General features: G+C 63.7%; 21 protein-coding genes, 2 pseudogenes and 1 riboswitch. Of the genes and pseudogenes, 13 read left to right on the top strand and 10 right to left on the bottom strand.

From position 1 onward, the window contains the following. Positions 1-315: 315 nt before the first annotated feature. From MMF96_RS07730 to MMF96_RS07715, 4 genes and pseudogenes are all read right to left on the bottom strand, one after another. On the bottom strand, positions 316-1,113 hold the full coding sequence (locus MMF96_RS07730; protein ID WP_256883129.1) for a phosphatase PAP2 family protein: 798 nt from the start codon (positions 1,111-1,113) through the stop codon (positions 316-318). Positions 1,114-1,208: 95 nt separating this feature from the next. After that, positions 1,209-1,583, bottom strand: a complete 375-nt coding sequence (locus MMF96_RS07725; RefSeq protein WP_256883128.1) for a hypothetical protein — start codon at positions 1,581-1,583, stop codon at positions 1,209-1,211. A gap of 229 nt (positions 1,584-1,812) precedes the next feature. Continuing rightward, positions 1,813-2,436 (bottom strand): annotated as a pseudogene (locus MMF96_RS07720) (histidine phosphatase family protein). 223 nt (positions 2,437-2,659) lie between these two features. Further along, positions 2,660-2,836: pseudogene (locus tag MMF96_RS07715) on the bottom strand (ATP-binding cassette domain-containing protein); the annotation flags it as partial. A gap of 311 nt (positions 2,837-3,147) precedes the next feature. After that, a riboswitch (Fluoride riboswitch) is annotated at positions 3,148-3,226 on the top strand. A gap of 21 nt (positions 3,227-3,247) precedes the next feature. On the opposite strand from MMF96_RS07715, the gene MMF96_RS07710 reads away from it, so the two are divergent. Together MMF96_RS07710 and MMF96_RS07705 are read left to right on the top strand one after the other, a co-directional pair. After that, positions 3,248-4,819: a hypothetical protein gene (locus MMF96_RS07710; RefSeq protein WP_256883127.1), complete on the top strand. Its 1,572-nt coding sequence runs from the start codon at positions 3,248-3,250 to the stop codon at positions 4,817-4,819. Then, on the top strand, positions 4,816-6,375 hold the full coding sequence (locus tag MMF96_RS07705; protein WP_256883126.1) for a hypothetical protein: 1,560 nt from the start codon (positions 4,816-4,818) through the stop codon (positions 6,373-6,375). Before MMF96_RS07710 ends, MMF96_RS07705 begins: the two co-directional genes overlap by 4 nt. 177 nt (positions 6,376-6,552) lie before the next feature. On the opposite strand, the gene MMF96_RS07700 is transcribed toward MMF96_RS07705, so the two are convergent. Together MMF96_RS07700 and MMF96_RS07695 are read right to left on the bottom strand one after the other, a co-directional pair. Then, positions 6,553-6,876 (bottom strand): SOS response-associated peptidase, encoded by a 324-nt coding sequence (locus MMF96_RS07700; protein WP_256883125.1) that lies wholly within the window; start codon positions 6,874-6,876, stop codon positions 6,553-6,555. A gap of 291 nt (positions 6,877-7,167) precedes the next feature. Beyond that, positions 7,168-7,389, bottom strand: coding sequence for a hypothetical protein (locus MMF96_RS07695; RefSeq protein WP_256883124.1), 222 nt, complete (start codon positions 7,387-7,389; stop codon positions 7,168-7,170). A 359-nt stretch (positions 7,390-7,748) separates the two neighbouring features. On the opposite strand from MMF96_RS07695, the gene MMF96_RS07690 reads away from it, so the two are divergent. After that, positions 7,749-8,249 carry a hypothetical protein gene (locus MMF96_RS07690; RefSeq protein WP_256883123.1) on the top strand — a complete coding sequence of 167 codons (501 nt, stop codon included), beginning with the start codon at positions 7,749-7,751 and terminating at the stop codon, positions 8,247-8,249. Here the strand turns inward: MMF96_RS07690 and MMF96_RS19865 are convergent. Beyond that, positions 8,197-8,526: an ArsR/SmtB family transcription factor gene (locus MMF96_RS19865; RefSeq protein ID WP_375141411.1), complete on the bottom strand. Its 330-nt coding sequence runs from the start codon at positions 8,524-8,526 to the stop codon at positions 8,197-8,199. The genes MMF96_RS07690 and MMF96_RS19865 overlap by 53 nt on opposite strands. A gap of 249 nt (positions 8,527-8,775) precedes the next feature. Here MMF96_RS19865 and MMF96_RS07680 point away from each other — a divergent pair, with 249 nt between their 5' ends. The 3 genes from MMF96_RS07680 (at position 8,776) to MMF96_RS07670 (ending at position 11,562) form a co-directional block, all read left to right on the top strand. Further along, on the top strand, positions 8,776-9,696 hold the full coding sequence (locus MMF96_RS07680; protein ID WP_256883168.1) for a sigma factor: 921 nt from the start codon (positions 8,776-8,778) through the stop codon (positions 9,694-9,696). Positions 9,697-9,910: 214 nt separating this feature from the next. After that, a complete protein-coding gene (locus MMF96_RS07675) occupies positions 9,911-10,453 on the top strand; it encodes a hypothetical protein (RefSeq protein WP_256883121.1) in 543 nt (180 codons plus the stop codon). 278 nt (positions 10,454-10,731) lie between these two features. Further along, entirely contained in the window at positions 10,732-11,562 is an 831-nt protein-coding gene (locus MMF96_RS07670; RefSeq protein WP_256883120.1) for an NlpC/P60 family protein, read from the top strand. Positions 11,563-11,664: 102 nt separating this feature from the next. On the opposite strand, the gene MMF96_RS07665 is transcribed toward MMF96_RS07670, so the two are convergent. Then, complete coding sequence (locus MMF96_RS07665; RefSeq protein WP_256883119.1) at positions 11,665-12,267, bottom strand: hypothetical protein; 603 nt, start codon at positions 12,265-12,267, stop codon at positions 11,665-11,667. Positions 12,268-12,432: 165 nt separating this feature from the next. On the opposite strand from MMF96_RS07665, the gene MMF96_RS07660 reads away from it, so the two are divergent. Genes MMF96_RS07660 through MMF96_RS07630 form a run of 7 tightly spaced genes read left to right on the top strand, consistent with a single transcriptional unit; the run spans position 12,433 to position 20,732 of the window. Next, on the top strand, positions 12,433-12,723 hold the full coding sequence (locus MMF96_RS07660) for a hypothetical protein (protein WP_256883118.1): 291 nt from the start codon (positions 12,433-12,435) through the stop codon (positions 12,721-12,723). 9 nt (positions 12,724-12,732) lie between these two features. Further along, positions 12,733-14,235, top strand: coding sequence for a type IV secretion system protein (locus MMF96_RS07655; RefSeq protein ID WP_256883117.1), 1,503 nt, complete (start codon positions 12,733-12,735; stop codon positions 14,233-14,235). After that, positions 14,228-15,694, top strand: coding sequence for an SCO6880 family protein (locus MMF96_RS07650; protein ID WP_256883116.1), 1,467 nt, complete (start codon positions 14,228-14,230; stop codon positions 15,692-15,694). Before MMF96_RS07655 ends, MMF96_RS07650 begins: the two co-directional genes overlap by 8 nt. After that, positions 15,691-17,151, top strand: a complete 1,461-nt coding sequence (locus MMF96_RS07645) for an ATP-binding protein (protein WP_256883115.1) — start codon at positions 15,691-15,693, stop codon at positions 17,149-17,151. Before MMF96_RS07650 ends, MMF96_RS07645 begins: the two co-directional genes overlap by 4 nt. Next, on the top strand, positions 17,151-18,971 hold the full coding sequence (locus tag MMF96_RS07640; RefSeq protein WP_256883114.1) for a type IV secretory system conjugative DNA transfer family protein: 1,821 nt from the start codon (positions 17,151-17,153) through the stop codon (positions 18,969-18,971). Before MMF96_RS07645 ends, MMF96_RS07640 begins: the two co-directional genes overlap by 1 nt. Before the next feature lie 2 nt (positions 18,972-18,973). Then, positions 18,974-19,531 (top strand): hypothetical protein, encoded by a 558-nt coding sequence (locus tag MMF96_RS07635; RefSeq protein ID WP_256883113.1) that lies wholly within the window; start codon positions 18,974-18,976, stop codon positions 19,529-19,531. A gap of 22 nt (positions 19,532-19,553) precedes the next feature. Further along, entirely contained in the window at positions 19,554-20,732 is a 1,179-nt protein-coding gene (locus tag MMF96_RS07630; protein WP_256883112.1) for an ArdC-like ssDNA-binding domain-containing protein, read from the top strand. Between the two features lie 107 nt (positions 20,733-20,839). Here the strand turns inward: MMF96_RS07630 and MMF96_RS07625 are convergent, their stop codons facing one another. Both MMF96_RS07625 and MMF96_RS07620 read right to left on the bottom strand, forming a co-directional pair. Further along, positions 20,840-22,183, bottom strand: a complete 1,344-nt coding sequence (locus tag MMF96_RS07625; RefSeq protein ID WP_256883111.1) for an MFS transporter — start codon at positions 22,181-22,183, stop codon at positions 20,840-20,842. Between the two features lie 48 nt (positions 22,184-22,231). Beyond that, positions 22,232-23,488 carry a M20 family metallo-hydrolase gene (locus tag MMF96_RS07620; RefSeq protein WP_256883110.1) on the bottom strand — a complete coding sequence of 419 codons (1,257 nt, stop codon included), beginning with the start codon at positions 23,486-23,488 and terminating at the stop codon, positions 22,232-22,234. Positions 23,489-23,530 lie beyond the last annotated feature (42 nt).

Here is a 23,530-nt window from a genome sequence, read left to right as displayed (position 1 = left end):
GGGCGGGACACGGCCGCCCAACGGCGAAACAAGGCCGTGTGATTGCCAGCTGCCGGCGGAACACGCCGGCAGCGGCACGGTCCGATTCGGCCATGCCCCACCCTGCCACCAACACCGCGGCTCCGGCCTCAGGCTGGTGCCATGCTGCCCCTGCCGCTGTGGTCGCTGGGCCGCCAGCATCGCACCGTGAAGGTCCACGGCACTTCCCGATTCAGCCCCCGCACCCCGACCGCCACGGACCACGTCCGGGCCTGTGGCCCCTGGCTGCTGTGGCCGGCCGCCTCTGTGCGCCGGCCACGAAACGGCTTTGGGGTGCTATTTTGCCGGGACGGCACCGGCGGCCGGGACGGGCCCGAAGCGGGACAGCAACGGGATCCGTGGCAGGACGGCTGCTGCATACCGGTTCCAGAGGCCGGTGAAGAAGAGAATGGCCGCGCACGGGACCAGGAAGGAGGCGAGGATGTCACTGGGGTAGTGGACGCCGACGTACAGCCGGGAGAGCCCGACGCCGAGGGCGAACACGGCCCCGAGGATGGCCACCGGCTTCTCCCACCGGGTGTTTCTGGCAAGAAACCAGAAGGCAATGACCAAGGCTGTGGCCAGGCAGGTGTGTCCACTGGGGAAGCTGTTCGATCCGGTCTCCGGGGCGAGCGGGTCAAACAGGGCCGCGGGGTTGGGCCTCTGCCGGGCGACGATGACCTTGAAGACCTGGCTGGAGAGCCAGCCCACGGCCGCGACCGCGGCAACGGCCGTCGCGTTGACGGGCGAGCGCCGGACAAGGAGGAGGAAAAGGAACACTGCCGCGACAATGGCCACACCGATGGCCGGGCCCAGGATGGTGTTGATGGCCAGGCCGAGGACGTTGAGGAACCCGTCGTGGTGGCGGCTCAGGTCCTGGTCCACGGCCAGTTCGCCGGAGGTGATCCCGGGTATCGTTTTTGCGGTCAGCCCCAGGGCAATGATGAGCACGGAGAGCAGGGCCGGGACCATGATCCAGTGCCGGATCTGGGGCAGCCTCAGCAGGCGGGCGCGGTCGTCGTCGGGACGCCCGAGGGGGTGCTGTGGTGTCCCGTGCGTGGCCTGGTCCTGCGGCCGTTGTTCGTTTCTGTTCATCCGACGAGTTTAGAGTGCCGGGTCCATGGGACGAATCAGCCCGGAGGGGGAGACATCCCGTGCCGGCGGCTGGGCCCCGGGCCGGGGAGTGGCTGTCACGGTGTGGGTCCGTTGCGTGGTTGTGGGTTGTTGTTCAGGACGGTGATGAGGACGTTTTCGGCATCGTTGAAGCGCAGGGTGGCCACCCAGAGCCGGAACGGTTCGGTGTTGGTTTCTGCGCAGGTGTCGGTGCCACGGTGGCGGGCCTTGGCGGCCGTTTTGACCGGTGCGGCCCAGCCCGGGATGTCCTGCTCGCGCAGTGCGTCCAGGATGCCGTCGATGGCGGTGTGGGGCAGTTCGGCGATGCACGCCCAGAACAGTGCGTCCAGGCCGTTGCCGTGCCCGAAGGGTGGAAGCCACGACGGGCGCCCAAAACGCATCATCTCAACCGCGGAAATCGGCGATTCCTGCGAGAAACTCATCCTGACCACGACGTTTCATCCCGACCCGGACCCGTTGGCGCGGTGCAATTCGACCGGGACATGCTTCATCCCGGTCCGGTGGGGCCCACCCCCGTAAGGATCACAGGCAACCCTGCCTGCCTGTCTGCTTTCATTCTATCGCCGGCGCCCCGGGGTCGCCCGGGCGGCGGGGCCTCGCGGCGATGAAAGAGCAGCGGGACGTTCCGGCGTGGTGTGGGGTGTGTGGTGCCCGCATCACTCACCAGGACCGCTGGTCCCTGCGGGCGGGGGCGCTCAGGTTTGCCAGCACTGGTTTCTGGTCGACCTCCTCCACCGTCCAGGTGCCTTGGGTGCGGGTGAGGTGGTTCCAGCACCCGGGAGGGTCACTGGGCCGGGACCGGGCGGGGTCAAGGTCGGCGAGCAGGGCGCGGATGACGGCGTCGTGGGTGACAATGGCCACCGGCCCGCCGGGGATGCTGTCCAGGACGGCGTCGAGTGCGGGCCGGGCCCGGGCCAGGATGGCCGCGGTGGGCTCGACACCGGGTGCCTGGTCGGGGCTGCCCCACCGGCCGGCGACAGTGAACTCGCTGTACCCGGTCCAGGGCCCGTAGTCTCGGTCGGTGAACCGGTCATCCTTGCTGTGGGGCACCCTGGCCGTTTCGGCAATGATGCGCGCGGTTTCCGCCGCCCGGCCCAAGGGACTTTAAATCACCTGGACCAGGTGTTTGGCGGAAAAGACCGCGGCGAGGGCGTGGGCCTCAACCAGGCCGGCCCGGTCCAGGGCGGGGTTTGCGTGGCCGCGGATGTAGTGGGCGGCGTTCAGCGCGGTTTCACCGTGCCGCACCAGGTACACATGCCCGGTTTCCTCCGTCGTGCCCGTCATGGCTGCTTCCTTTCCTGCGCATTGGCTCCCTGGTCGCCACCTTGGCGGGGCGGCTCCCGGCTGGTGTTGGTCGGCTGCCGCACCGCCAGGGAGTGAGCGGCGGCCCATTCCGTGGTGTAGGAGCACTGCAAACCACCGGCAGTCCCCGTTGGGGGTGCGTTGGCGCCGGACCCTTCCCATGTGCACCCCCGTGAGGGCGACGATTTGAAGGACGGGTGAGGGCGCCATCGGTGGGCTGCTCAAGGACGGCCATGATCTTCAGCAGTGTCGATTTGCTGGCGCCGTTCGGTCCGACGACCCCTATTTTCGCGCCGGGAATCAATCCGAGGGTGACACCGGTGAGGATCACCTTCCTGCCACGAGCCACGCCCACGGCATTCAGTGCCAAGTTCACCACCATGACGCTACCGCCCCGCCGGCCCGGCGTGGCTACCGGGTTTCGCGCCGGGCCACGGCCGGGAGACACCTGTCCCGCAGGAGGAATTCCGAAAGAAAAGCACTCACCGTCCCACCGTCCAAAACACCGTTGCATCTTGTTCAAAGGTAGGGACCGTTGGCGGCATGGCCGCTGCTTCGAAGGGTGGGACCCTCCACCCTGTTGCTATTTGCATCATACTCCGCCACCGGCCTCATGGACCCCGAACATTCGGGCCTGGTTCAGAGGTGCCCGCCACCCGGTTGGCGTGGCCATCGCCCGCATTTCGGTTTAGCATGGGCATAGGCGATGGAACCCGCCCGAGTCGGCGTTTTCGGCTCAAACTGCCGCACGGCTTATGGCTCCTGTCCGCACGCAACGGACGGAGGTGCCACCGTGCTTTCCCCTACCGAACCCATCATGGTTGCTGAACCGGGCACCAAACCCTTTTCCAGCATCTTGTTCATGCACCCCCCGGCGGCGCCCGTGCGTCCGGGGCAGGATTCCTTCCTCGCCGACCTGCAACTCAACCAGATCATCCAGAACGTGACGGCAGGGCGGGAGCCCTACGACCTCACACCCCTTTTTCTCAGCCCCCTGACAAGTGTGGAGGAGATCGCCTACCGCCACCAGGTCATCTCCGACCTTGAAGACGGTGCCCTTCGGGCCATGATTGATTCCTGGGCCCGCAGTCTCCAGAACATGCGCAGCCACCTGGCCCAGGCGGCCGCACTCCGCTACCTGTACCAGCGCGAGGCCGTTTTTGTCGTCGCAGCCGAGTGCTATTGCGCCGCGGTCGAAGCACTCCGCCGCGAATTGGACGACGCCGATCCGGCCTCGCCGGGGCTTCTGGCGTTGCGCGACCACCTGCGCCGCTATGCCGACTCCGACGCCTTCCACACCCTAGGAACAGATGCGCGGGGGGTCCTCACGGGGCTCAGCGAGCTGAGGTACTGTCTGAGGATCAGGGGCAGCCGGGTCACGGTCTCCCGCTACAGCGGTCAAGCGGACCATGCCGCCCAGGTGCAGGAGACCTTCCAACGCTTCCAGCAACACGCCCTCGGTGGCTATGAAGACAAGGGCCGGACCATCATTGAGATGGACCATGTCGAGGCCATGGTCCTGGACCGTGTGGCAAAACTCTTCCCGGATGTCTTTGCCGCACTGGACCGCTTCTTCCAGGACCACCAGGCCTTTGCCGACGAGGTGATGCTCCGCTTTGACCGGGAGATCCAGTTCTACCTGGCCTACCTTGACCACACCGCACCACTCGCCGACGCCGGACTGCACTTTTGCCTGCCGACAGTGTCGGCTTCCAAGGACCTGCGCGTGGAGGACACCTTCGACCTGGCCCTGGCCCACGTGCTGGCGGCCAAGCACCGGCCGGTGGTGTGCAACGATTTCAGTCTCCGTGCCCCGGAACGGATCTTCGTCGTCTCGGGCCCCAACCAGGGCGGCAAGACAACCTTTGCACGCACCGTCGGCCAGCTCCACTATCTGGCGTCCCTGGGACTACCTGTCCCCGGCACGCGGGCGGAGCTGTTTTTGCCGGACAAAATATTCACCCATTTTGAACGCGGTGAAAACACGGCGGACCTGCGGGGAAAACTGATGGATGACCTGGTCCGCATCCACGCCGTCCTCCACCAGGCCACACCGGAGAGCCTGGTGATCCTCAATGAAATATTCACCTCCACCACCCTCGCCGATGCCATCGACCTGGGCGGAAAAATCCTGGGCACGCTCACCGACATGGGGCCGGTCTGCGTGTGCGTGACCTTCGTGGACGAACTGGCCTCCCTGAACCGGGCAACGGTGAGCATGGTCAGCACTGTCGATGAAAAGGATCCGGTGAAACGGACCTTCAAGGTCATACGGAAACCGGCCGACGGGCTCGCCTATGCCATGGTCCTCGCCCGAAAATACCGCCTCACCCACGACCAGCTCAAGGAACGGATCATCCCATGAAGGCCTTCCTGATGTACGACGGCAAGGACCTTGGCCGAGGCGCCGAGAGCTCCACGACGTCCAGGGCCCTGGCCAGGGACCTGGACCTTGAACGGCTCTTCACGGCGATGGCAGGCGGGGACCCCTACCTGCACGACGCCGTAGAAGGTGTCCTGTTGACGCCGCTGGCCACGGTTGGGGACATCATCTACCGCCAACAAAACCTGATCGATGCCCTGGAGAAGCCGGACGCCGTCCGGGCCCTCTATGCCCTGGCCGAAGAGACCGTTGCCGCGGAAAAGAAGATCTATCACAGCATCTTCTTCAACTACCCCGATGCGATCCTGCGTCGATCCATCCAGTCCCTGGAACTGCTCATCGGGATGATGCGCCGCTTGCGCACCATCGCCGAGGACAACAAGGACAAATTCAGTTCCCCCGGTTTCACCCGGTTCTTCACCATGATCAGTGACGAAATCAACGAGGACTACTTCCAACTCGCCACCAGCCACCTGGACCTGTTGCGCCTGCGCCACGGAGTCCTGATCAGCGCAGGGCTGGGCTATGCGAACAAGGGCGAGCAGTACACACTCAGGCGGCCCAACGAGCCGGACGGCAACTGGATGCGACGGATGTACAAACGGCAAGACGAATCCTATTCCTTCGAGATCCACCCCCGGGATGAAGCAGGGGCCCGCGCACTCGCCGAACTACACAACCACGGCATCGCCCTGGCCGCCCACGCCCTGGATCAGGCCGACGCCCACATCGTCAGCTTCTTCACCCTGCTCCGCGCCGAGCTCGCCTTCTACATCGGGTGCCTAAACCTGCGCCACGCACTGGAAACCAACGGCGCACCGATCTGCTTCCCCAAACCCGAACCCATGAACCAGCACGAGCTCGGCGCCCGGAACCTCCAAGACCTCTCCCTCGTCTTGGCCGGGACGGCCGGGGTGGTCGGCAACGACATGGACGCCGCGGGCCGCAATCTCATCATGGTCACCGGTGCCAACGAAGGCGGGAAATCAACGTTCCTGCGCAGCCTGGGAACAGCCCAACTGATGATGCAATGCGGCATGTTCGTCTGCGCCGACTACTTCACCTCCAGCATCAGCAACGGGATCCACACCCATTACAAACGCGAGGAAGACGCCGAACTCCAAAGCGGGAAACTCGACGAGGAACTGGCCCGGATGAGCGCCATCGCAGACAACCTGACCCCGCACTCACTCGTTCTCTTCAACGAATCCTTCGCCGCCACCAACGAACGGGAAGGATCCGCCATCGCCGGCAACATCATCTCAGCCCTGCTGGAGGCCAACATGAGGGTCGTCTTCGTCACTCATTTCTTCGACCTGGCCCACGGTTTCTACGCCCAGCACCTGCCGGACGCCCTTTTTCTGCAGGCACAGCGAGAAGCCACCGGCCGACGAACCCACCGGATCATCGAGGGCGAACCGGCGACCACCAGCTACGGCGGTGACCTCTACCACCAGATCTTCCGCCAGCCGTTCGGCGCCATCACTGACACCCCTGCCGGGCCCGCGCTGACCGGACCTCTAGCGGGCACGGGATGACTACCGATGGCACAGAATCCTGACAAATGATATGGCTCCCGACCATGTAGGCCGCCCAGTCTCGCCACGACGAATACTCATGGAAACCACCACGCCTGCCACATCACCTCGGCATAGCTGCCGAAGACGCGACGTCAAGAGGTGGACCTGCGCCAACACTCAATGCTTGCCCATCAACTACAGATAAGCCGGGAGGATCGCCCGCTTGCTTTTCACCGATCCCCGGAAGGTCGCCTTCTCGGCGGCCGTTTCGGCCCGGGCGTTGAAGGTGGCGAACTTTGTCTTGAGCTCCTTGGAATATGAAGGCGTCAGCGACCACCGGGCGGCCTCCAGCCGGCGCACGGCAGTGTCGGTGCCCTTGGCGGATTCGAGCACCACCGGCACCCGGTTGGTCGGCTTGAAGTTCCAGGCCGGTCCCGGCAGGCCCTCGCCGACCTCGGCCACATCGAACATGCCCACCAGGTCTGCGGTGGCCCGGGCCACCACGTATCGTCCGCACATGAGCCCATTCTGCACTGATCGACCGCCACCGGGAAGAACCGGCCAGGGTGTGACCGGCCAATCAAACCCATGGAAGTACCAGTCGGACAGCTATTGACAGTGATGGCACATGGACTCCATAGCGCATCCATGGCATTTGTGTGGGAGCAGGAATCGAGTACGTGTCCCGCCGACTTAAATGGATCCAGGGTCGAAAAAGCATCACCGACCCCTTGACCCTCAACTGGTTAGGGCTTCATTCCGGACGGTTGGATGGATCGGTTGCCTTGAGGCTCCCGATGCAGGCGGTAGTCATATCTCCAACCCCAGCCCGCGCCGAAACTGGGCCATCTCGCGAAAAATTTCCGGCGCGTCGTTGACGTAGGTGGACCCGAAATGCCCGGGGCTGGCTCCAGAAATACACACGATCCCGGCAACAACCAATTCCCCGAGTGCCTTCTCCCCAGCTGCGTCGGCAAGGCACAGTGCGCTGCAGATATCGGGCCCAGTTGCGGGGCCGGTGGTAACCAGCATGTGGAGGATGCGGCTCCTCGTGAGGTTCATCAATATTGAGGGTTCCATTGAAAGCGCTCCCAGTGAGCTTCCTCGAAGACGGATTGGACCCGTCTATTCTGATCAATCTTCTCTCATTTGGTTCATGGTGTAAATGGCGCCCAACTACGTGAGTTCCGGCCATTGCAAGTCGCCCGTCTGGGAGTGCGACATGGGCGGGCAGCAGGGGACAGGCTCGCGGCGTCCGTGGCAACTCTGCTCCGCCCATGTTGAAGAAGGCCTTATTGCGGTACTGGGGGTCGCAGACAATACTGGATGTAACCCGACCACGTGGCAGGGGATGCCGGCCTCTTTGCCGCCATTATCGTGAGGAGCCTGGGATGAGCGCTGGACTCGGCGACAGTCCGGATTCACCGTCACCGCAAGTGGCCTTGGCGCGTCGGATCAACCTCCTCCTCGACGCTGCCGCTGAAAAACGCGGCACAACCGTCACTTTCCGTGAGATCCAGGAGCATCTGGCTTCCCGGGGGATCGGCATGTCACGGGCGCGGTGGTTCTATATGAAGGACGGCACCGGTGCGCTGGTCACGAATAAGAAAGTACTGACCGCAATCTGCGAGATATTCGACGTCGACCCGTCGTTTTTGATCGATATGGAGTCAGGCGAACTTCCGGAAAGTATTGAGGCCAGGCTGGACTTCGTCAAGGCGCTGCGGGCGGCTCGAGTACAGGCTTTCGCTGCCCGGACTCTTGCAGACGTCTCCCCGGATACCTTGAGGGCAATCACCGAATTCCTCAACCGCGATATCGCAGCTTCGGACGGGAAGGTTAGCTTGTCGGGTCGGTCATATACCGCAGGTGGGCCTCCAGAAGAGCCCTGACACGGGCTCGATCGACCGAATATCTCGGGGCCCTGCCATGGCGGCGTCCAGGTTCGACGTCGGCAACCACTGTACCTGCTTCCTCAAGGAGCAGCAGGTGTTTCGCTACGCTAGCTTCGCTGGCACCAACGTTGGCCACAATGTCGCCGCGCGCCGCAGGTCCGTGTTCCAGCAGGTAACGGAGGATCTCGGTGCGCGCAATATTGCCGAAGGTGGCGATGGCCAGTTCTACTTCGGCTGACCAATCCTTGGCTATCGGACGCGTTATTCGTGGCATGACTTCATTCTGCCTCATCGGGGTCAACAAGGTAAGAGTGACCCCTTGACAATATGTGTTGGATACTTGCAGACTAGTCTTAGTACCTTACGAATTGGGCCGCACGTAATCAACAACTACGCCCAGCCCATTGGGTCCGGCCCCACGCCGGTACGATTCTGCCGCAACATTTAAGTGCCGCAGGATCTTCTGCACGACGCTCACCATGGACGCCGCGCGTGATATCCAATCAACGCAAAAGCGGTGATCATGATGGGTCCTTGGACCAATGAAGCCTTAGAAGTACCAGTTGAAGTCGTCGTCGACCAGTCGCTGGCCCGTCCGGTGGTACCCGACATTGCCATCGATCAGTTGATGCGGGCAGTCGAGGGTGTTCGTCCCTACGTGAAGTCCCACCTGGCCCGGTACGGGTTCATCCAAGATATGAATGATGTTCTGCAAGAGATCCGCGTCGCGGCGTGGGATGGGACGGTGCGTGGCATCTACCACGCCGTTCCTGGCGTGAAGTTTGATGCCTGGGTCCAGGGGATCGCCAGTAATCTGTGCGCCGACCACATCCGTCGAACGCTGTCCAGGCCGGCGTTGCCGCTGCTGGACGCCTGCGAGTCCGGGTTCCGGCGCTTGGCGGACGTCAATTTGACGCAACTTGACAATCAAGTGGCGAACCGAATGTGGGCAACAGACATTCTGCTATTCGTGAAGAGCCATGTGCAGGAGGCGACTTGGGAACTGGCCATTGCCTGCCTTGAAGGTCGCCATCGCGGAGAGACGTGTGACCGCGATCCCGGGGCGCGCAAGCGCTGGCAGGCCGTCTCGGTCGTTCGCCAAATGGCCTTGACGGTGCGCAATGCGATGGACGTCGAACCGCACAGGCTAGTCGATGCGGCGGCGCGGCGAACGGCAGTCGTTGCATCCTTGCCCAGCCCGCTGTATCGGATCATCGCCGAGCGCGTCGTGTTGCCGGGCGTTCGGGGTGAACTCCGCCAGACTGCCATCGAAGGCATCGCCCATGATGTGGGTATAAGTATTCGCTACATCGAGGTCCAGGTGGGCACAGTGCGCAATCTCGTACATGCCGCCGAAGATGTACTTCAGGCCGGGACGACCTCCAAGGTCCCAGCTGCCGAGACAGTCACTCCGCGGTTGACTGTCGCTGTGGTGGACGCATAGTTACTTCCAGTGACGAGGCCTGACCATGAAGCAAAGAACGTTGCTCCAGCGAGCCTGGGTTGGCCGCCGTCGCCAAGGGATTCTGCTCCTGGTGGCGGCGGCAGCCCTTGCCACAATCGCGATGGTGCTGTCCTTGCGGATGCCCGCGGCGCCGCCCGAAGGATTGGCCCCGACTCCGTCGGCCGTGGCGGCGGCCCCGCAGCCGCCGTCTCCCATGCCACTACCCACGAAACCGCCGACAACGCTGAACGCCGCTGCTGAACAGCTAACACGGGCCGTTGGCGAACCGGCCACCCGCGACTTTCGCCAACTTGCCGAGGCCGCCGCCCGCGCCATTTACACCTGGGACACTCGCACGGCCACGTACTCGCAGAGTTATGCCGCACTCCGCACCTGGTGGCATGTGCTCCCGGACGGGTCCAACCCGTTGACCATTTTCGCCCAGCAATTCGAGGCGACTGGGACCAATGCGGCCGCCTACGCATCACTTACCGGAGTTCACGGCCGCCGTTCGGCCCGCGTGGTGAACGCCTCCTGCGACGCCCAGCTGGCCCAGTACGTTCAGGAACCCCCACCCTGGGCTGGGTTGCACGTGTGCACGGTTACACTCGCGGTGACGGAGCACGCCAGCTCCGGAACCAATCAGTACACGGTGCCGGTAAGCATCGTGGTGAACTGTCCGCCGGCCGCTACAGCACCGGTAGATCGCTGCCAAGTGGTGGCGTTCTACGCCGCACCTGATCGAATCGTTTACTGATGGCCGTCCCGGCACTGCTCCTCGGAGTCGCCAAGAAGCGTGTGGTCCTGCGCCTTGCCGGGGCCGCGACGAGCGTAGTCATTCTGTGCGCCGTCATGGGATTGTGTGGGTCCATCGCACTTGTGGCTTTTGGTGCACAAAGCACGACGACGGCGTGCTCGGTCCCAGTCACGTCCTCTAGCACGGAGGCTTCGCAACTCGTCTCACTTAATGTGCCGTCGGCCTCGCCGATTGTATTGAGCGCGTCCCAGGTCGCTGTCGCGCGGTCATATATCGCCGTGGGCCGTGCCCGCTCGGTCCCCGACAGCGGCATCAGGATTGCGCTGATGATGGGGCTGCAGGAGTCAGGTCTTCAAAACTTGGCCAACGCGACAGTGCCCGAGTCGCTTCAGTTTCCACACGACGGCGTGGGCAGCGACCATGACTCGCTGGGCAGCGCCCAGCAGCGTCCCGCAGACGGCTGGGGAACCGTTGGGCAACTCATGCAACCCGCATATGACGCCGCAGCCTTTTACGGCGGTCCGCAAGGCCCCAACCACGGTTCGCCACCTGGCCTTCTCGACATTCCGGGCTGGCAAGGGATGGATCCGGGCGAGGCCGTGCAAGCTGTGCAAAATTCCGCGTTTCCAGAACAGTACTCCCAATGGCGACAGGAAGCCGATGCGATTTTGGAAGGGTTCGGAGCAACATTGGTACCAACGACATGCGGTCCGAGACAAAACGCTCCGGGACCCACGGAGCTGCCAGCCGGCCTGAGCCAATTGCGAAGGGAAATCATCACCCGCGCCCAAGAAGGAATCGGCGGTAAATACGTCTGGGGCGGTGCTGCGTTCAAGGCCTGGGACTGCTCGGGCTACGTGCAATGGGTTTACGGCCAGGTCGGCATCAACTTGCCGCGTACCGAGCAGTGGTCTGCTGGGAAACGCATCATGGAGCCACAAATTGGTGATCTCGTCGTACAAAATCCTGACGGTCCAAACCACTGGGGCCACATCGGCATCTACGCCGGCAATGGCTTGATGTACAGTGCTCTGAACCCCGCCGTTGGGACACTGCTGCACCCCGTCGGGTGGAATCATGGGACGGCGTACTTTGCAGTCGGCCCATAGCAATATGCGGATTCGTGGGAGCAGCCTTCGCCAGTCCAGGTGCATGAGATCGTGATAGTTGCGTACTCTGCTGTGACGGGACCGGATGAAGCCAAAGAATCTCTACACGGCAGGGTCCACAGGCGGAATTGGCCAAGATGGCAGTGTTGTCGCCCAAGGGTGGCCGGGCGGCAGGCCAACTCGATCCAACTGGGCGAGGGCATGAAAGTGCGGCGGCAGGAGTACATCAGTTTCATACGCTGACCGTTCGAGCAGATCCCATCGATTTTCGTACCGTTCCCAGACGTCGATGGGTACACGGGCCCTATCGATCGGTGCATTGCGCTTGCCGGTCTCAGCGCTCGGATCTGTGAGCCAAGCCATATGAGCAATCCAGGCGGCGGCAGAAACGTGGTTACGGGGAACGACAAACGACCTTGGAATAGCGCTCGTCTCCTCCGGTAGCGCCACGAATACAAACCATTCACGGTCATTGAGGGCCGGCGACTGGGCTTTTGTACCCACGGGCCAGCTGGTGCGCCTAGTTGCGCCCGACGCAGCCTTGACCTGAACGGCAATCATGCGACTCGAATCATCGGCTTTGACGGCAAGGATGTCCGTTCGCTCAAGACCATCGCGAGTTAGTGCAACACCCCAGTTCAGACGGCTGAGCATAGTGCAAACCCAATGTTCGCCTGAGGATTTTGTCATTTTGGTGTCGACCATCGCTCAATGCTATTCGAGATCCAGGGTTCTGAAGGTCGCCCCTGCTGCTGCTGTTATCCCTTATTCGAGGATCAGCGGAATTGGTCATGTAGCGGGCCTGCCCAATCTCCATGATGCAGGTGAACAGCGTCCACACACGTGGGCATGCATCGATTGGAGTTCATAATGTTGTATCTGGCCGCGGTGGATCCAGGGATCACACCGAACACCAACTTCCCATTTCTCGAGTCGCTCAAGCAGATCGGCGGCGGGATCCTCGTCGGCGCGTTCATCGTGATCGCCATCGTGGCCATCATCGGTGCCGCGATGCTGCTGGCCGGCAAGCTCAGCCAGTCTTCCCGCCTGGCATCCGGGGGCGGCATGATCCTGCTCTGGACGGGGCCGGTGGCCGCCATCCTGGGCGGTATCAACGGCTACATCATGTGGTCGCAAGGCGCGTTCAACCTCGGATTCTAGGACCTGGCCATGCTTCCCATGGTCAAATGCAACTTGGGCGGCTGGTGGCCGCCCGGCTGCGGGATTGTCTCCCAGGCCAACGACAATTTCGCCTCGTCCGTCACCGCCTACATTGCCGGCATCCTCGAAAGCATGGCCTCGTGGATGTGGTCGTTCATTTCCGGTGCCTTCGGCGTCTCAAACATTGACGCCTCGGAGTGGACCATCGTCAGCGGCCTGACGAACTGGTGGATAGTGGTCATGATGACGCCGCTCGTGGTGGTCATGATCATCCAACTCATCTCCGGTCTGGTCAGCCAGCAGCCTCGCCGCATCGGGCGGGCCCTGCTCGGCGGCGCTCTTGCAGTCCCACTTGTATTTCTGGCAACCAGCCTGATGAGCAAGCTCTCCAACTTCACCGACTCTGCGTCGACAGCGCTGTTGGCCACCCTAGGCACGGACCCGTATATGGTCTTCATGCGGCTCTTCGGTTTCCAGCGTGCCCCGGCCGGCTCAGGACGTCAATGGGATGTGGTCTCACTGAGCACGGGCACCGCCGGCGGTCCGGCAGGGTCCGTCGTTGTGACGGTTCTTGCCGTGCTTGTGGTCTGGGTACTGTCGTTCATCCTCATGTGTTCGATGATCTTCCGCTCCTTCGCGTTGATCGTGCTGGCCGCGGTTGCACCGGTGGCGCTCATGCTACTGCCCTGGGAGAGAACCAAGTCCTGGAGCAGGTTGTGGTGTGAAACGGTCATTGCCCTGTTGATTGCCAAACCGTTGGCGGCGACGGTCTTGGCCGTGGCGGTCAAACTGTTTGCGAATTCGACGTCGTTCAGCGGGCTTGCGTCCGGCGCCGTCGGGATGGTCTTGGCTTGCGGGGCACCGCTGATGGCCCTCAAGCTCGTCAGCTTCGCCGGCGGTGAAATCGCCGGAGCGGCCCAGATGGCTGGAGGAGGCCACGTTGCCAGCCGCGTCGGGAACTTTACGGGGCGGCAGGTTGGGCGGCAATTTGGCGGCAAGATTCACTTGTCCGGTATCGGGAGCCACGGACCAACACCGGTTGCTTCAATGCATCCGAACGTCTCAACGGGCACAAATACGACTCCCTTGAGGCCACCTTCAGAAGCCTCGGGTGGGCCTGGAAACGCAGGCACCGCGGGCGGCGGAGCCAGTTCGCAACCGTCGACGTCAACAGCCTGGCCGATGCCACCGGCGGCATCCAAGTCCGGGCGGCACGGACCGTCAGCGTCAAGCACCTCCGGCGAGCAACCAGAGACCGCTCCGCCTCAAGGCCCGACGACGTCGCGTTACCCCGGACGACGCAACAGCCCGCAGTCAGCCGGGCACCCGCCGCCGGGCCCAACGTCGCCAGCTTCAACACCACCGCCCCCACCCCATCCGGGAGCGCCGTACCAATCGGGTCCGGCATCCGGACCCACAAACGGGGCGCCGGTCAGCGGGCCTCCCGTCGTCGGCCCATCCAGGATTCCACCAAGAAATACGTCACAAAACGGAGATGGCAAACATGAGTGAAGAGACCCGTATCCTACAACCGGTCCGGTTTCCCCGTTATGAGCGGCATGGGCTGTTCATGGGGCTGCAGTGGTACCAGCTGACGTTGGTCGGGCTTGGCACCTTGGTGGCTGTCGCCGCGTCCGCGGCCGGGGGACCGGTTGCCTTCATCCTGACCTCGCCCGTCTGGCTGGGAACCCTCCTCTTCGGGATCCTTCATTATGGCCGGATCCCGTACCCGGTGTGGGCCTGGACGGCGTCCCTGTTCTTCCTGCGCTCCGTCCTTGACGAGACCCGATACTTGGTCCGGCCCGAACAGGCGCGGCAAGTAGGCACGATGGAACTTCCCGGCGGCCTGGGTAGCTTGGAACTGCGAAGGACTGCCAAAGGCGAAGGGTTCATCATTGACCGGAGCGGCCATGAAGCGATCGTTGCGCTGCGCTGCACCACGACGTCGTTTGCGCTCATGGACGGTGATGACAAGGCCTATGCGGTCCAGGCGTGGTCAAGGGTGCAGGCGGCGATGGCCCGGCGTCCGGCCGTGGCGCGGATAGCGATCCAGGACTTCACGGTCCCGTATCCGTCAAGTGCCTTGCGCGCCTACTACGAGCGTGCCGTGCCGCCGGAGCGCATTGCCGACGCCCAGTGGGGCGACCAGTCCTACCTGGCCCTGATCGAGGCTGCCGGCTCCGCCATGAGCCACGAGATCGTCCTGGCCATCGTGATCGACACCGCCAAGGCACACCGCCAGATCAAGGATGCCGGAGGAGCGATGGCCGGCCTGGAACATGTGCTCCGCTCGGAGGTGGAGGCATTCACCACCGGTCTGAAGACACACGGTGTACTGGTGACCGAGTGGCTGTCAGACACGGCGGTGACCGCAGTCGTCCGCGGTTCCTTCGATCCGGCAGCCGTGGCGAAGTGGGCGTCGGCCACCCAACAGGGAAACAACAATGCGCCAGTGTCGGCGGGGCCGATGGCTGCCGAAGAACATTGGACGTATCTGCGCACCGATTCGGGTTTCCACCAAACGTTCTGGGTCGCCGAGTGGCCCCGCCAGCAGGTATATCCGGGGTTCCTGCATCCGTTGGTCTACGTGGGCGAGTTCCGGCATACGGTCTCGCAGGTCATCCGCGCCATCCCCACGGACCAGGCCCTACGGGATATCCGCTCGGCGCAGGAGGCACACGACACCCGCCGTCGCATCAACGCCCGCCTGGACCGACCCCAGACCCGTGAACAGCGCGCCGAGGAGGAAGAAGTCGCCCAGCGCGAGGAGGAAATCGTCGCCGGTCATGGAGATGTCCGTCCCGCCGCCTATGTAACTATCACAGCCGAGACACTCGACGGGCTGTCGCGCTGCCGACAGGAGCTCGAATCCGCCGCGGCTGGCGCATTTGTGGAATTACGATTGCTGGCCGGCCAGCAATGGCCGGCCTTCATCGCCGGGGCACTGCCCTTTGGAAGGGGACTGAAATGAACAAGCACGTATCCACCGTGGGTTTTGCGCCGCCAGGCGAAAGCCACCGCCAACGGCAGGCACGACGCCGGACCGAGCGTTCCCTTACCGCCTCACCCAGGCTGTCCTTGCGTGAGTTGCGGGCACAACGTGCCGAGGACAGCACCGGGGCCGGGACAACGGGGGACTGGGGTCACCGGGACGGGGCCACGATGTGGGGCCCGCACCGCCTCCGCCCGGCACCGCACCGGGCATCGACACTCACGATGGCTGCCGCGTACCCGTTCCTCACAGAGTCCGGACTCGGCCCGGAGGGAACCTACATCGGCACAGACCTCTTCGGCTCTGGCGCCTTCTGTTACGACCCGTGGGTCATGTACGACAAGGGATTCATCAGCGGACCGTCCATCGTCGTCATCGGAACCGTCGGCACGGGGAAGTCCATGTGCGGCAAGTCCCTCGTCACCCGGTCCGTCACGCTCGGGCGCAAGGCGGCCGTGGCCTCGGATCCGAAAGGGGAGTGGGTACCCGTCGCCAACGCCATCCCCGGCGGCAAGGTCATCTCCGTTGGTCCCGGACGGGCCGCCCGCGTGAACCCGCTCGACGCCGGCCCCCGCTCCAGCGCCCTATCCGACGCACAATGGCACGCCGTGGTCAGGCAGCGCCGCCGCCACCTGCTCGTCGCCCTCGTATCGCTCATGCGCCCAGGCGTCCCGCTCAGCCCAGTCGAACACACCGCCCTAGACATGGCCCTGACCGATGCCGTCGCGGCCAACAGCACACCCACGCTGCCCATGGTCCTGGAGTACCTGCTCAACCCGACCCCGGTGACGGCCGCCCTCGTGGGACCAAGCGGAGGGACCGGCGTCGGACATTCACTACGCCGCACAGTCTCCGGCGACCTGGAGGGAATGTTTGATGCTCCCTCCACCGTGGCGTTCGACGCCGATGCCCCCATCATGGTCATGGACACCTCAGCACTCATCGGGGCCTCGGAACAAGCCCTGTCCCTGGCCGCTGCCTGCGGGGCAACCTGGCTGGAAGCAGCAGTGACGAACCCCGACGGCGCCAAACGAATCGTGGTCTACGACGAAGGCTGGCGGATGCTCGCCGACCCCTACATGCTCGCCAAGATGAGCGAGCAATGGCGGCTGGCCCGCAGTTACGGAATCGCGAACCTGCTCATCATGCACAAGATTGCCGACCTCAATGAAATAGGCGACAGCACCAGCGGCCTGCGACAAAAGGCCCTCGGCCTCCTCACCGAGGCAGACACCCGGGTCATTTACCGACAAAAGCACGACGCCATGCGCCTGACCCGCGACGCCCTGGGCCTGACGGAAGCCGAATGCGAACACGTCGAAAACCTTCCCAAGGGCGTAGGCCTCTGGAAGATCGGCAACCGCTCCTTCATCGTCGCCAACCAAGTCACCACCGACGAGCTCGCCGTCTTCGGCACCGACGAAAGGATGCTCTAATGCCCCGGCGCCTCGATGACGGCAACCCCATGGTGTCCGTGGGCCTGATCGCCACATCCATATACGTGATACTCAGCCTCCTCGTCCAAGTGGCCGCCCACATCGCCCACTCATGGCGCTGCGGCACCGCCGCGCCATGGAACTTCAGCCCCATGGCCCTACCCGGCCTGATCACCGGACACATGCAATGGATCCTCCCCACCCAGGGCAGCTGCCGAATCGGCACCGGACAGCTCTGGCTCATCATCACACCCGTCATCGCGGTCATAACCCTTGCAGCGCTCGTAGGGATCCTGCGTTGGCACACGTGGCGTCAATCCGGCGCGTGGCTGCGACAGGACATCCTCAGCCGCGACGGCGTCGCCCGCAGGGCGGAGATAGCCCGTGAATTCGGCGCCCGGGCAGCACTGAAAAGGGGCCGCTACACGCGTCCCGGCGCAAAAGACCCACAAGTGGAGGAAGTGTCATGGACCATTGGCAAATCTCGCGGCGTCACCGTCCACGTTTCCACGGAGGAGTCACTGGTCATCCAAGGCGCACCGCGCTCCGGCAAGGGCCTTTACGTCGTCATCAACGCCATCCTCGACGCCCCCGGCGCGGTCGTCACCACCTCCACCCGGGCCGACAACCTGGTCGTCACGATGAAGGCCCGTGCCGAAGGCGGGCGGCCCGTCACTGTCTTTGACCCGCAAGGCATGTCCGGCCTGCCATCAACGCTGCGCTGGTCACCGGTCCGTGGTTGCCAGGATCCCGACGTGGCCAACCGCCGGGCACTGGTGATCTCAGCCGACAGCGCCCTGAAGGGCGAGAACGCGGCTTGGCAGGCGCGTTCGCAGATCGTGATCCAATGCCTGCTCCACGCCGCAGCGCTGTCGGGGCAAGGCGTGGCGGCGTTCCGGAGATGGGCATCCAACCCTGTCCTGGCCCGGGAGGCACTGGAAATCCTGGGCCGGCCAGAAGCCGCCCTGGGCTGGCAGGCCGACCTGATCGGCATCATCGACGACGACCCCCGCAACACATCCAACTCCTGGATCGGCGTGACCGCCGCTGCCGCGCCCCTATCGTCCCCCAAGGTACTCGCTGCCCTTGACCCGAAGGGCGCCAGCGAGCAGTTCGACCCCAAGGCGTTCATCCAGCAGCGCGGCACGCTGTATTTGATTGGGACCAAGAGCGGTGCAGCGGCCGCCGGGCCATACCTGTCTGCCTTGATTGACGACATCGACTATGCCGCCCGTGAAATGGCCTTCGTTGCCGCCGGCGGCCGGCTCGACCCACCGCTGTCCCTGATCCTCGACGAGATCGCCAACCTCTCACCCTGGCCCGGACTGCCCGTTGTCTTGTCCGACGGCGGCGGCATCGGCATCTCGACCATCGTCGTCCTGCAATCACTTTCCCAAGCCCGCTCCGGATGGTCAATCGACGAGGCTGCCACCATCTGGGACGCAGCCATCATCAAGGTCATCTTCGGCGGGGGCTCCGACGAACGCGACCTGCGCGCTCTTGCCGGCCTGATTGGGGAACGGACGCTGACCTTCAACACGCGGTCCTGGTCCGCCCAAGGCCGCCAAGACGGCGAACAGATCCGCGAATCACCGGTGATCCCGCTCCATGAGATCCGACGCCTCCCGGCAGGGACTGCCATCATGCTCGGGCGACGCAGCCGCCCCATCTTGCTGGACCTGCGCGAATGGCACAAACGCAAAGACGCTGCGCAGCTGGGCAGATCCAAGGAACAAACCGAGCTCGAACTGCTCACCGGCCACCTCAAACGACAACACGAGCAACAAACGCCCATCCCCGTACAAGAACAGGAGTCATAGCCATGGACGAGGACGAATCCTTTGAATACGACGTTGCAAACGGGGCAGAGGACAACTTCGCAGCCCTGCTCTTCGGTTCAACGAAAGGCCTGGGATCCAAACGGGTGCCCATCACCTACCGTTGGCGGGACATGGACCCGCGCACGGCCGAACACGTCTGGGACCACCTGGGCCGCTGGGTTCACTGGCTCGTGGAAACCTACCACCTGCCCACCTCAGTAATCCCGGATTGCTGGTGGCGGCACTCGGAAATTGTCGCCGAGCTCTATGCCCTCCAACGTGCTGAGCAAGCTTCCTATACCGAGGACGACGGCGGTTTCGGCCCCTTGGGCTTTCACGAGCGCCTCGAGCACAGCATTGCCCGGCTCCGCGATCTCACCAGGACGGCCGGCTGCGTCAGCCTTCAAACCCATCGAGAGCCCCCATTGCGGCGGTTTCCCACCACTGGACCGGGAATGACAGCACCCGCGGCGGAAAAGGCAGGATTGGGCCCGATGAAGCCGCCACAGGAGGAAGCGCCTATGGCCCGGCAACCGAAACCGGATCAGACCGAATCTTGAACTTCGGACAAGGAACGCCATCATGGAACCAACAACGCAACCCGCCACGCGACCCCTGTACGCCGTTGTCGCCAACGGGGGCGCACCTCCTGCCACCCATCCGGGTCCGGCGGAACGCGTAGCGGAGCTCACTGACGGACTGTACACGCTGCTGACTGAGGCCGTCGACGATCCAAGGCAATGGCACCGGCTGCTCGATACCTCGGCAACCCTGTGGAGGTACTCCGGCGGTAACATCGCCTTGCTAATGCTGCAAATGGCCCAACGCGGCAATATGCGACCCACACTCGTGGCGGGCTATAAGGACTGGGTACGCCATGGCCGCTACGTCCTCAAGGGCGAACATGCCCTCTATGTGATCGCACCGCGTACAGCGCGCATCGCCCCGAACGAAGCGGCCGCAATCGATTCAGCAATGGACGGTCCACCTGCCGCACCGGGCGACGGAGTGAACCGCTCGCGGATAGTTGGCTGGCGCGGACAGGCCGTCTTCGACGTCTCGCAAACCGAGGGTGAACCTCTGTTCATACCAGTTCCAGGTGCCCCGGAGTCCGGGCCACCTGAGCCCGCAGCTGTGCTTCAGCTCTGGGAGTCCCTTACTGCCGTGGCACGTGAGGCACGCTTCAACATCGTCGTTTCAGACACGCAAATGGGCTTGGCCGACGGTTTCACCGACCACGCCCGCCAGCTGATCAGTGTTGGATCGTGGCTGGCACAAGACGAACGTGTGGCGACGCTCGCCCATGAGCTGGCCCACGCCTCTCTCCACGTCCCAGGCGACGCAATTGGTGCCCTGTATGGCAACAGCGCCACACACCACGGCCTCGCCGAAATCGAGGCGGAGTCCGTGGCCTACGTCGTCCTCCGCGCCCATGGCATTGATCGTGGCCCCCAATCGGCAGCCTACCTGGCAGGATGGGCCGACGCCGTCATCGAAGCGGAAGCTGACGCAATTCTGCGGTGCACCCGCGACAGAATGCCGATGTCCCGAGTGGACATCGCCAAGTCCGTCCTGGGGAGAGTGTCCTCCGTCGCGAAGACCATCCTGGAAACGACAAATCCGCCAGGGTTTGGCGGGCGGCTGGGGATTCCCGGTCCCAGCCCCAGTAGTAATGTCACAACTCATGGAGTGGATCCACGGAGGTCTGGGGTGCTGCACCAATCGGGAGCTGAGAGGTTGGGTCCTTCCGTTGCTGGCTGACCGGGCGCGGCACATTCCCGGTTAGCGGCGAATTCATGTTCGAATGGCGGCCGTTTCCCATCGGGAACGGCCGCCCTTCGTGCCAGGCGAGGTGTTCGTGGAGCTGGCTAGACGGTGAAGCTGGAGTCGTCGTTCAGATCGACGTCTTTCGTTTCCGGGCCCATGGTGGCTCCGACCCATACGAGGATGCCGGCGAGGCAGATCAGCGAGGCGACGGCTACGCGGTCCGGCATGAAGTTGCCGAGGGCCTGGATGTAGAAGGCGTAGAAGGCCGGGATGATGACTGCGAGGCTGTATCCGACGCCATAGCCGCTGGCGCGGATGCTGGAGGGGAATCGTTCGCACAGGTACGCCCCGACGGGTGCGAATACGCACAGGCTGGTGACCTGGACCAGGACGGCAAGAACACCGGCCAGGATGACGTTTCGGGATCCGACACTCATGGTGGCGATGTACAGCAGGGGAGCGACGACAATGACCAGGACGGCGTACCAGCGGTAGAACCAACGGCGGCCGATCTTTTGTGAGAGGGCTCCCGAGGCGACGAAGGCGCAGGCCGTGACGAGAGGGGCGATGGTCATGATGATGCTGACCGTTTGGTCAGGAATATGGGCGTCGGTCTTGAGCCTGCCGGTGAGAACGGCGTTGCTGAGGTTGCTGAGGATCCACATGCCTGTCATGAGAATGAAAATCTGGATGAGGCTGCGGCGGTGGACGCCGGTAAACAGCGACTTGATCGGGTTCTCTGCCTTGACGGCTGTTTCGGTTCCCGGTGCGTCGTGGACGTTCTTGCGGTAGAAGAAAAACAGTACGGTTGCCAGGACTGCGCCCAAAAGGAATGGGATTCTCCAACCCCAGACCGCGTATGCGGAGTCGTGTCCGGCGGAGGGGATGAAGGACAGCAAGATAAAGGTAATCAGTCCCAGGCTGACGTTGGCCACGGAGGCCATGGATGTGATCATGCCGCTCAGGGGCCCAGGCCGTTTCTTTGGTGCCCATTCCATGGCCAGGGGGATGGCGACGGAGTATTCGCCTCCCAGGAAGAAGCCGCCGATGAATCTCAGCCCGATCAGGAGGGCGAGGCCAAGATGGCCGGCTGTTTCAAAGCCGGGAAGCAGGGCCATGAGCAGGGTCGCCATGCCGAAGCCGCCGATCGCGACCAGGGTGGTGAGCCGGCGGCCGGTCTTGTCAGCAATGTGGCCGAAGAACGCAGCGCCGAGGGGGCGTGCAATGAGGGTGGAGATGAAGATCAGGGAACTGAAAAGGGCGACAGTCTGGGGTGGGGTACCTGCGCCGTTGAAGTAGCTCATGGCGGGTGCCAGGGTGATGATGGGCAGGAAGATGTCGAATTGGTCGACGTAGTAGCCGAAGATTCCGCCGCGGAGTGCGCCCCGGCGTTGTTTGGACAAGGTGGCGTCATGCAGCATTGGCGTTGCCGATTGTGTTGTCATGTGAGGCTCTCTGAATTGTGCCCGTCGTTGGGCGGTGAAAGTTGATGGTTATGCCAGGTCAAGGCGCCGAATGGTGTTGGCGAGGACGTGCACTCCGTTGCTGAGCTGGATCTTGTCCGTGTATTCATCGGGGCAGTGGCTGCGTCCGTCTTGGGAGGGTACGAAGATCATGCCCATGGGGCCGAGGTGGGCCATGTGTGCGGCGTCGTGTCCGGCGCCGCTGGGCACGGCTTCCCAGCTGTATCCGAGGTCATCGGAGGCGGCTGCTACTGTGTCCTGCATGCTTTGGGCTGCTGGGACGGGGTCTTGGTCATTGAGGAGGTCGATGGCCACGTCGACGCCGCGCTTGGCTGCGTCCACGGCGATTTTCTCCGCGATGCTTCGGCGGGCTCCGCCGAGCCAGCTCGGGTCAATGCTGCGGATCTCTGCCCAGATGGTGGCGGAGTCCGGTACGACGTTGAACGCGCCGTGTCCGGTCGCTATCCGGCCGGTGGTGCTCACACCGTGGACGGGTGCTCCGCAGCCCACGCGTTCCACGGTGAGGATTGCTTCTGCGGCAGCTATGAGTGCGTCGGCGCGTTGGTCCATGGGTGTGGTTCCTGCATGGTCGGCCCGGCCGGTGAACACCGCCATCACCCGTTCGATGCCTGCGATGGAGGTGACGACGCCGATTTGGCTGCCGCTGCGTTCCAGCATGGGGCCTTGCTCGACGTGGAGTTCGATGTAGGACTTGATGTTCCGTGGGTTCCAGGCCATGGAAACGGCCGCATTGGGGTCTGCCCCGAAACCGGCTATGGCCTCGCCCATGGACACGCCATGGGCGTCTTTCCGTGCGAGGTGGCTGGCCTCGAGGACCCCGGCGACGGCACGGGACCCTACGCAACTGACGCCGAATCCGTTGGCTTCTTCCCCCAGGAAGTCCATGACGACCAGGTCGCTGGTCAAGCGGGTGCCCGATTCCTGCAGGATCCGGGCGGCCTCGATGGCACCCAGGACACCGACGACGCCGTCGAACCTTCCGCCTGAGTGTACGGTGTCCGTGTGGGATCCGGTGATGATGGCCGGCGCGTTGGGGTTGGTGCCGGGCAGGCGTCCGACGATGTTGCCGGCCCCGTCAATATGGGCCTGCAGTCCGGCGGCGCGCATGCGTGCCAACGTCCATGATCGCGAGGCCTTGTAGGGGTCGGAAAAGACCTCGCGGGTCCAGCCGGGACTGTCGGAATCGACGATTGCCGAGAGGTCCATGATGTCGGTCCAGAGCCGGTCGGCGTCGGGACTGAGGATCGAAGAGGTGGAGCTAATCATAGTGTTTCCATTTCAAAGTATTTACGGGCGGGGAGGGTTTGG

It is taken from the genome of Arthrobacter sp. STN4 (genome assembly GCF_024539665.1).
In the GTDB taxonomy this organism is placed as follows: domain Bacteria; phylum Actinomycetota; class Actinomycetes; order Actinomycetales; family Micrococcaceae; genus Specibacter.
This window is presented reverse-complemented; position numbering and strand designations above follow the sequence as displayed.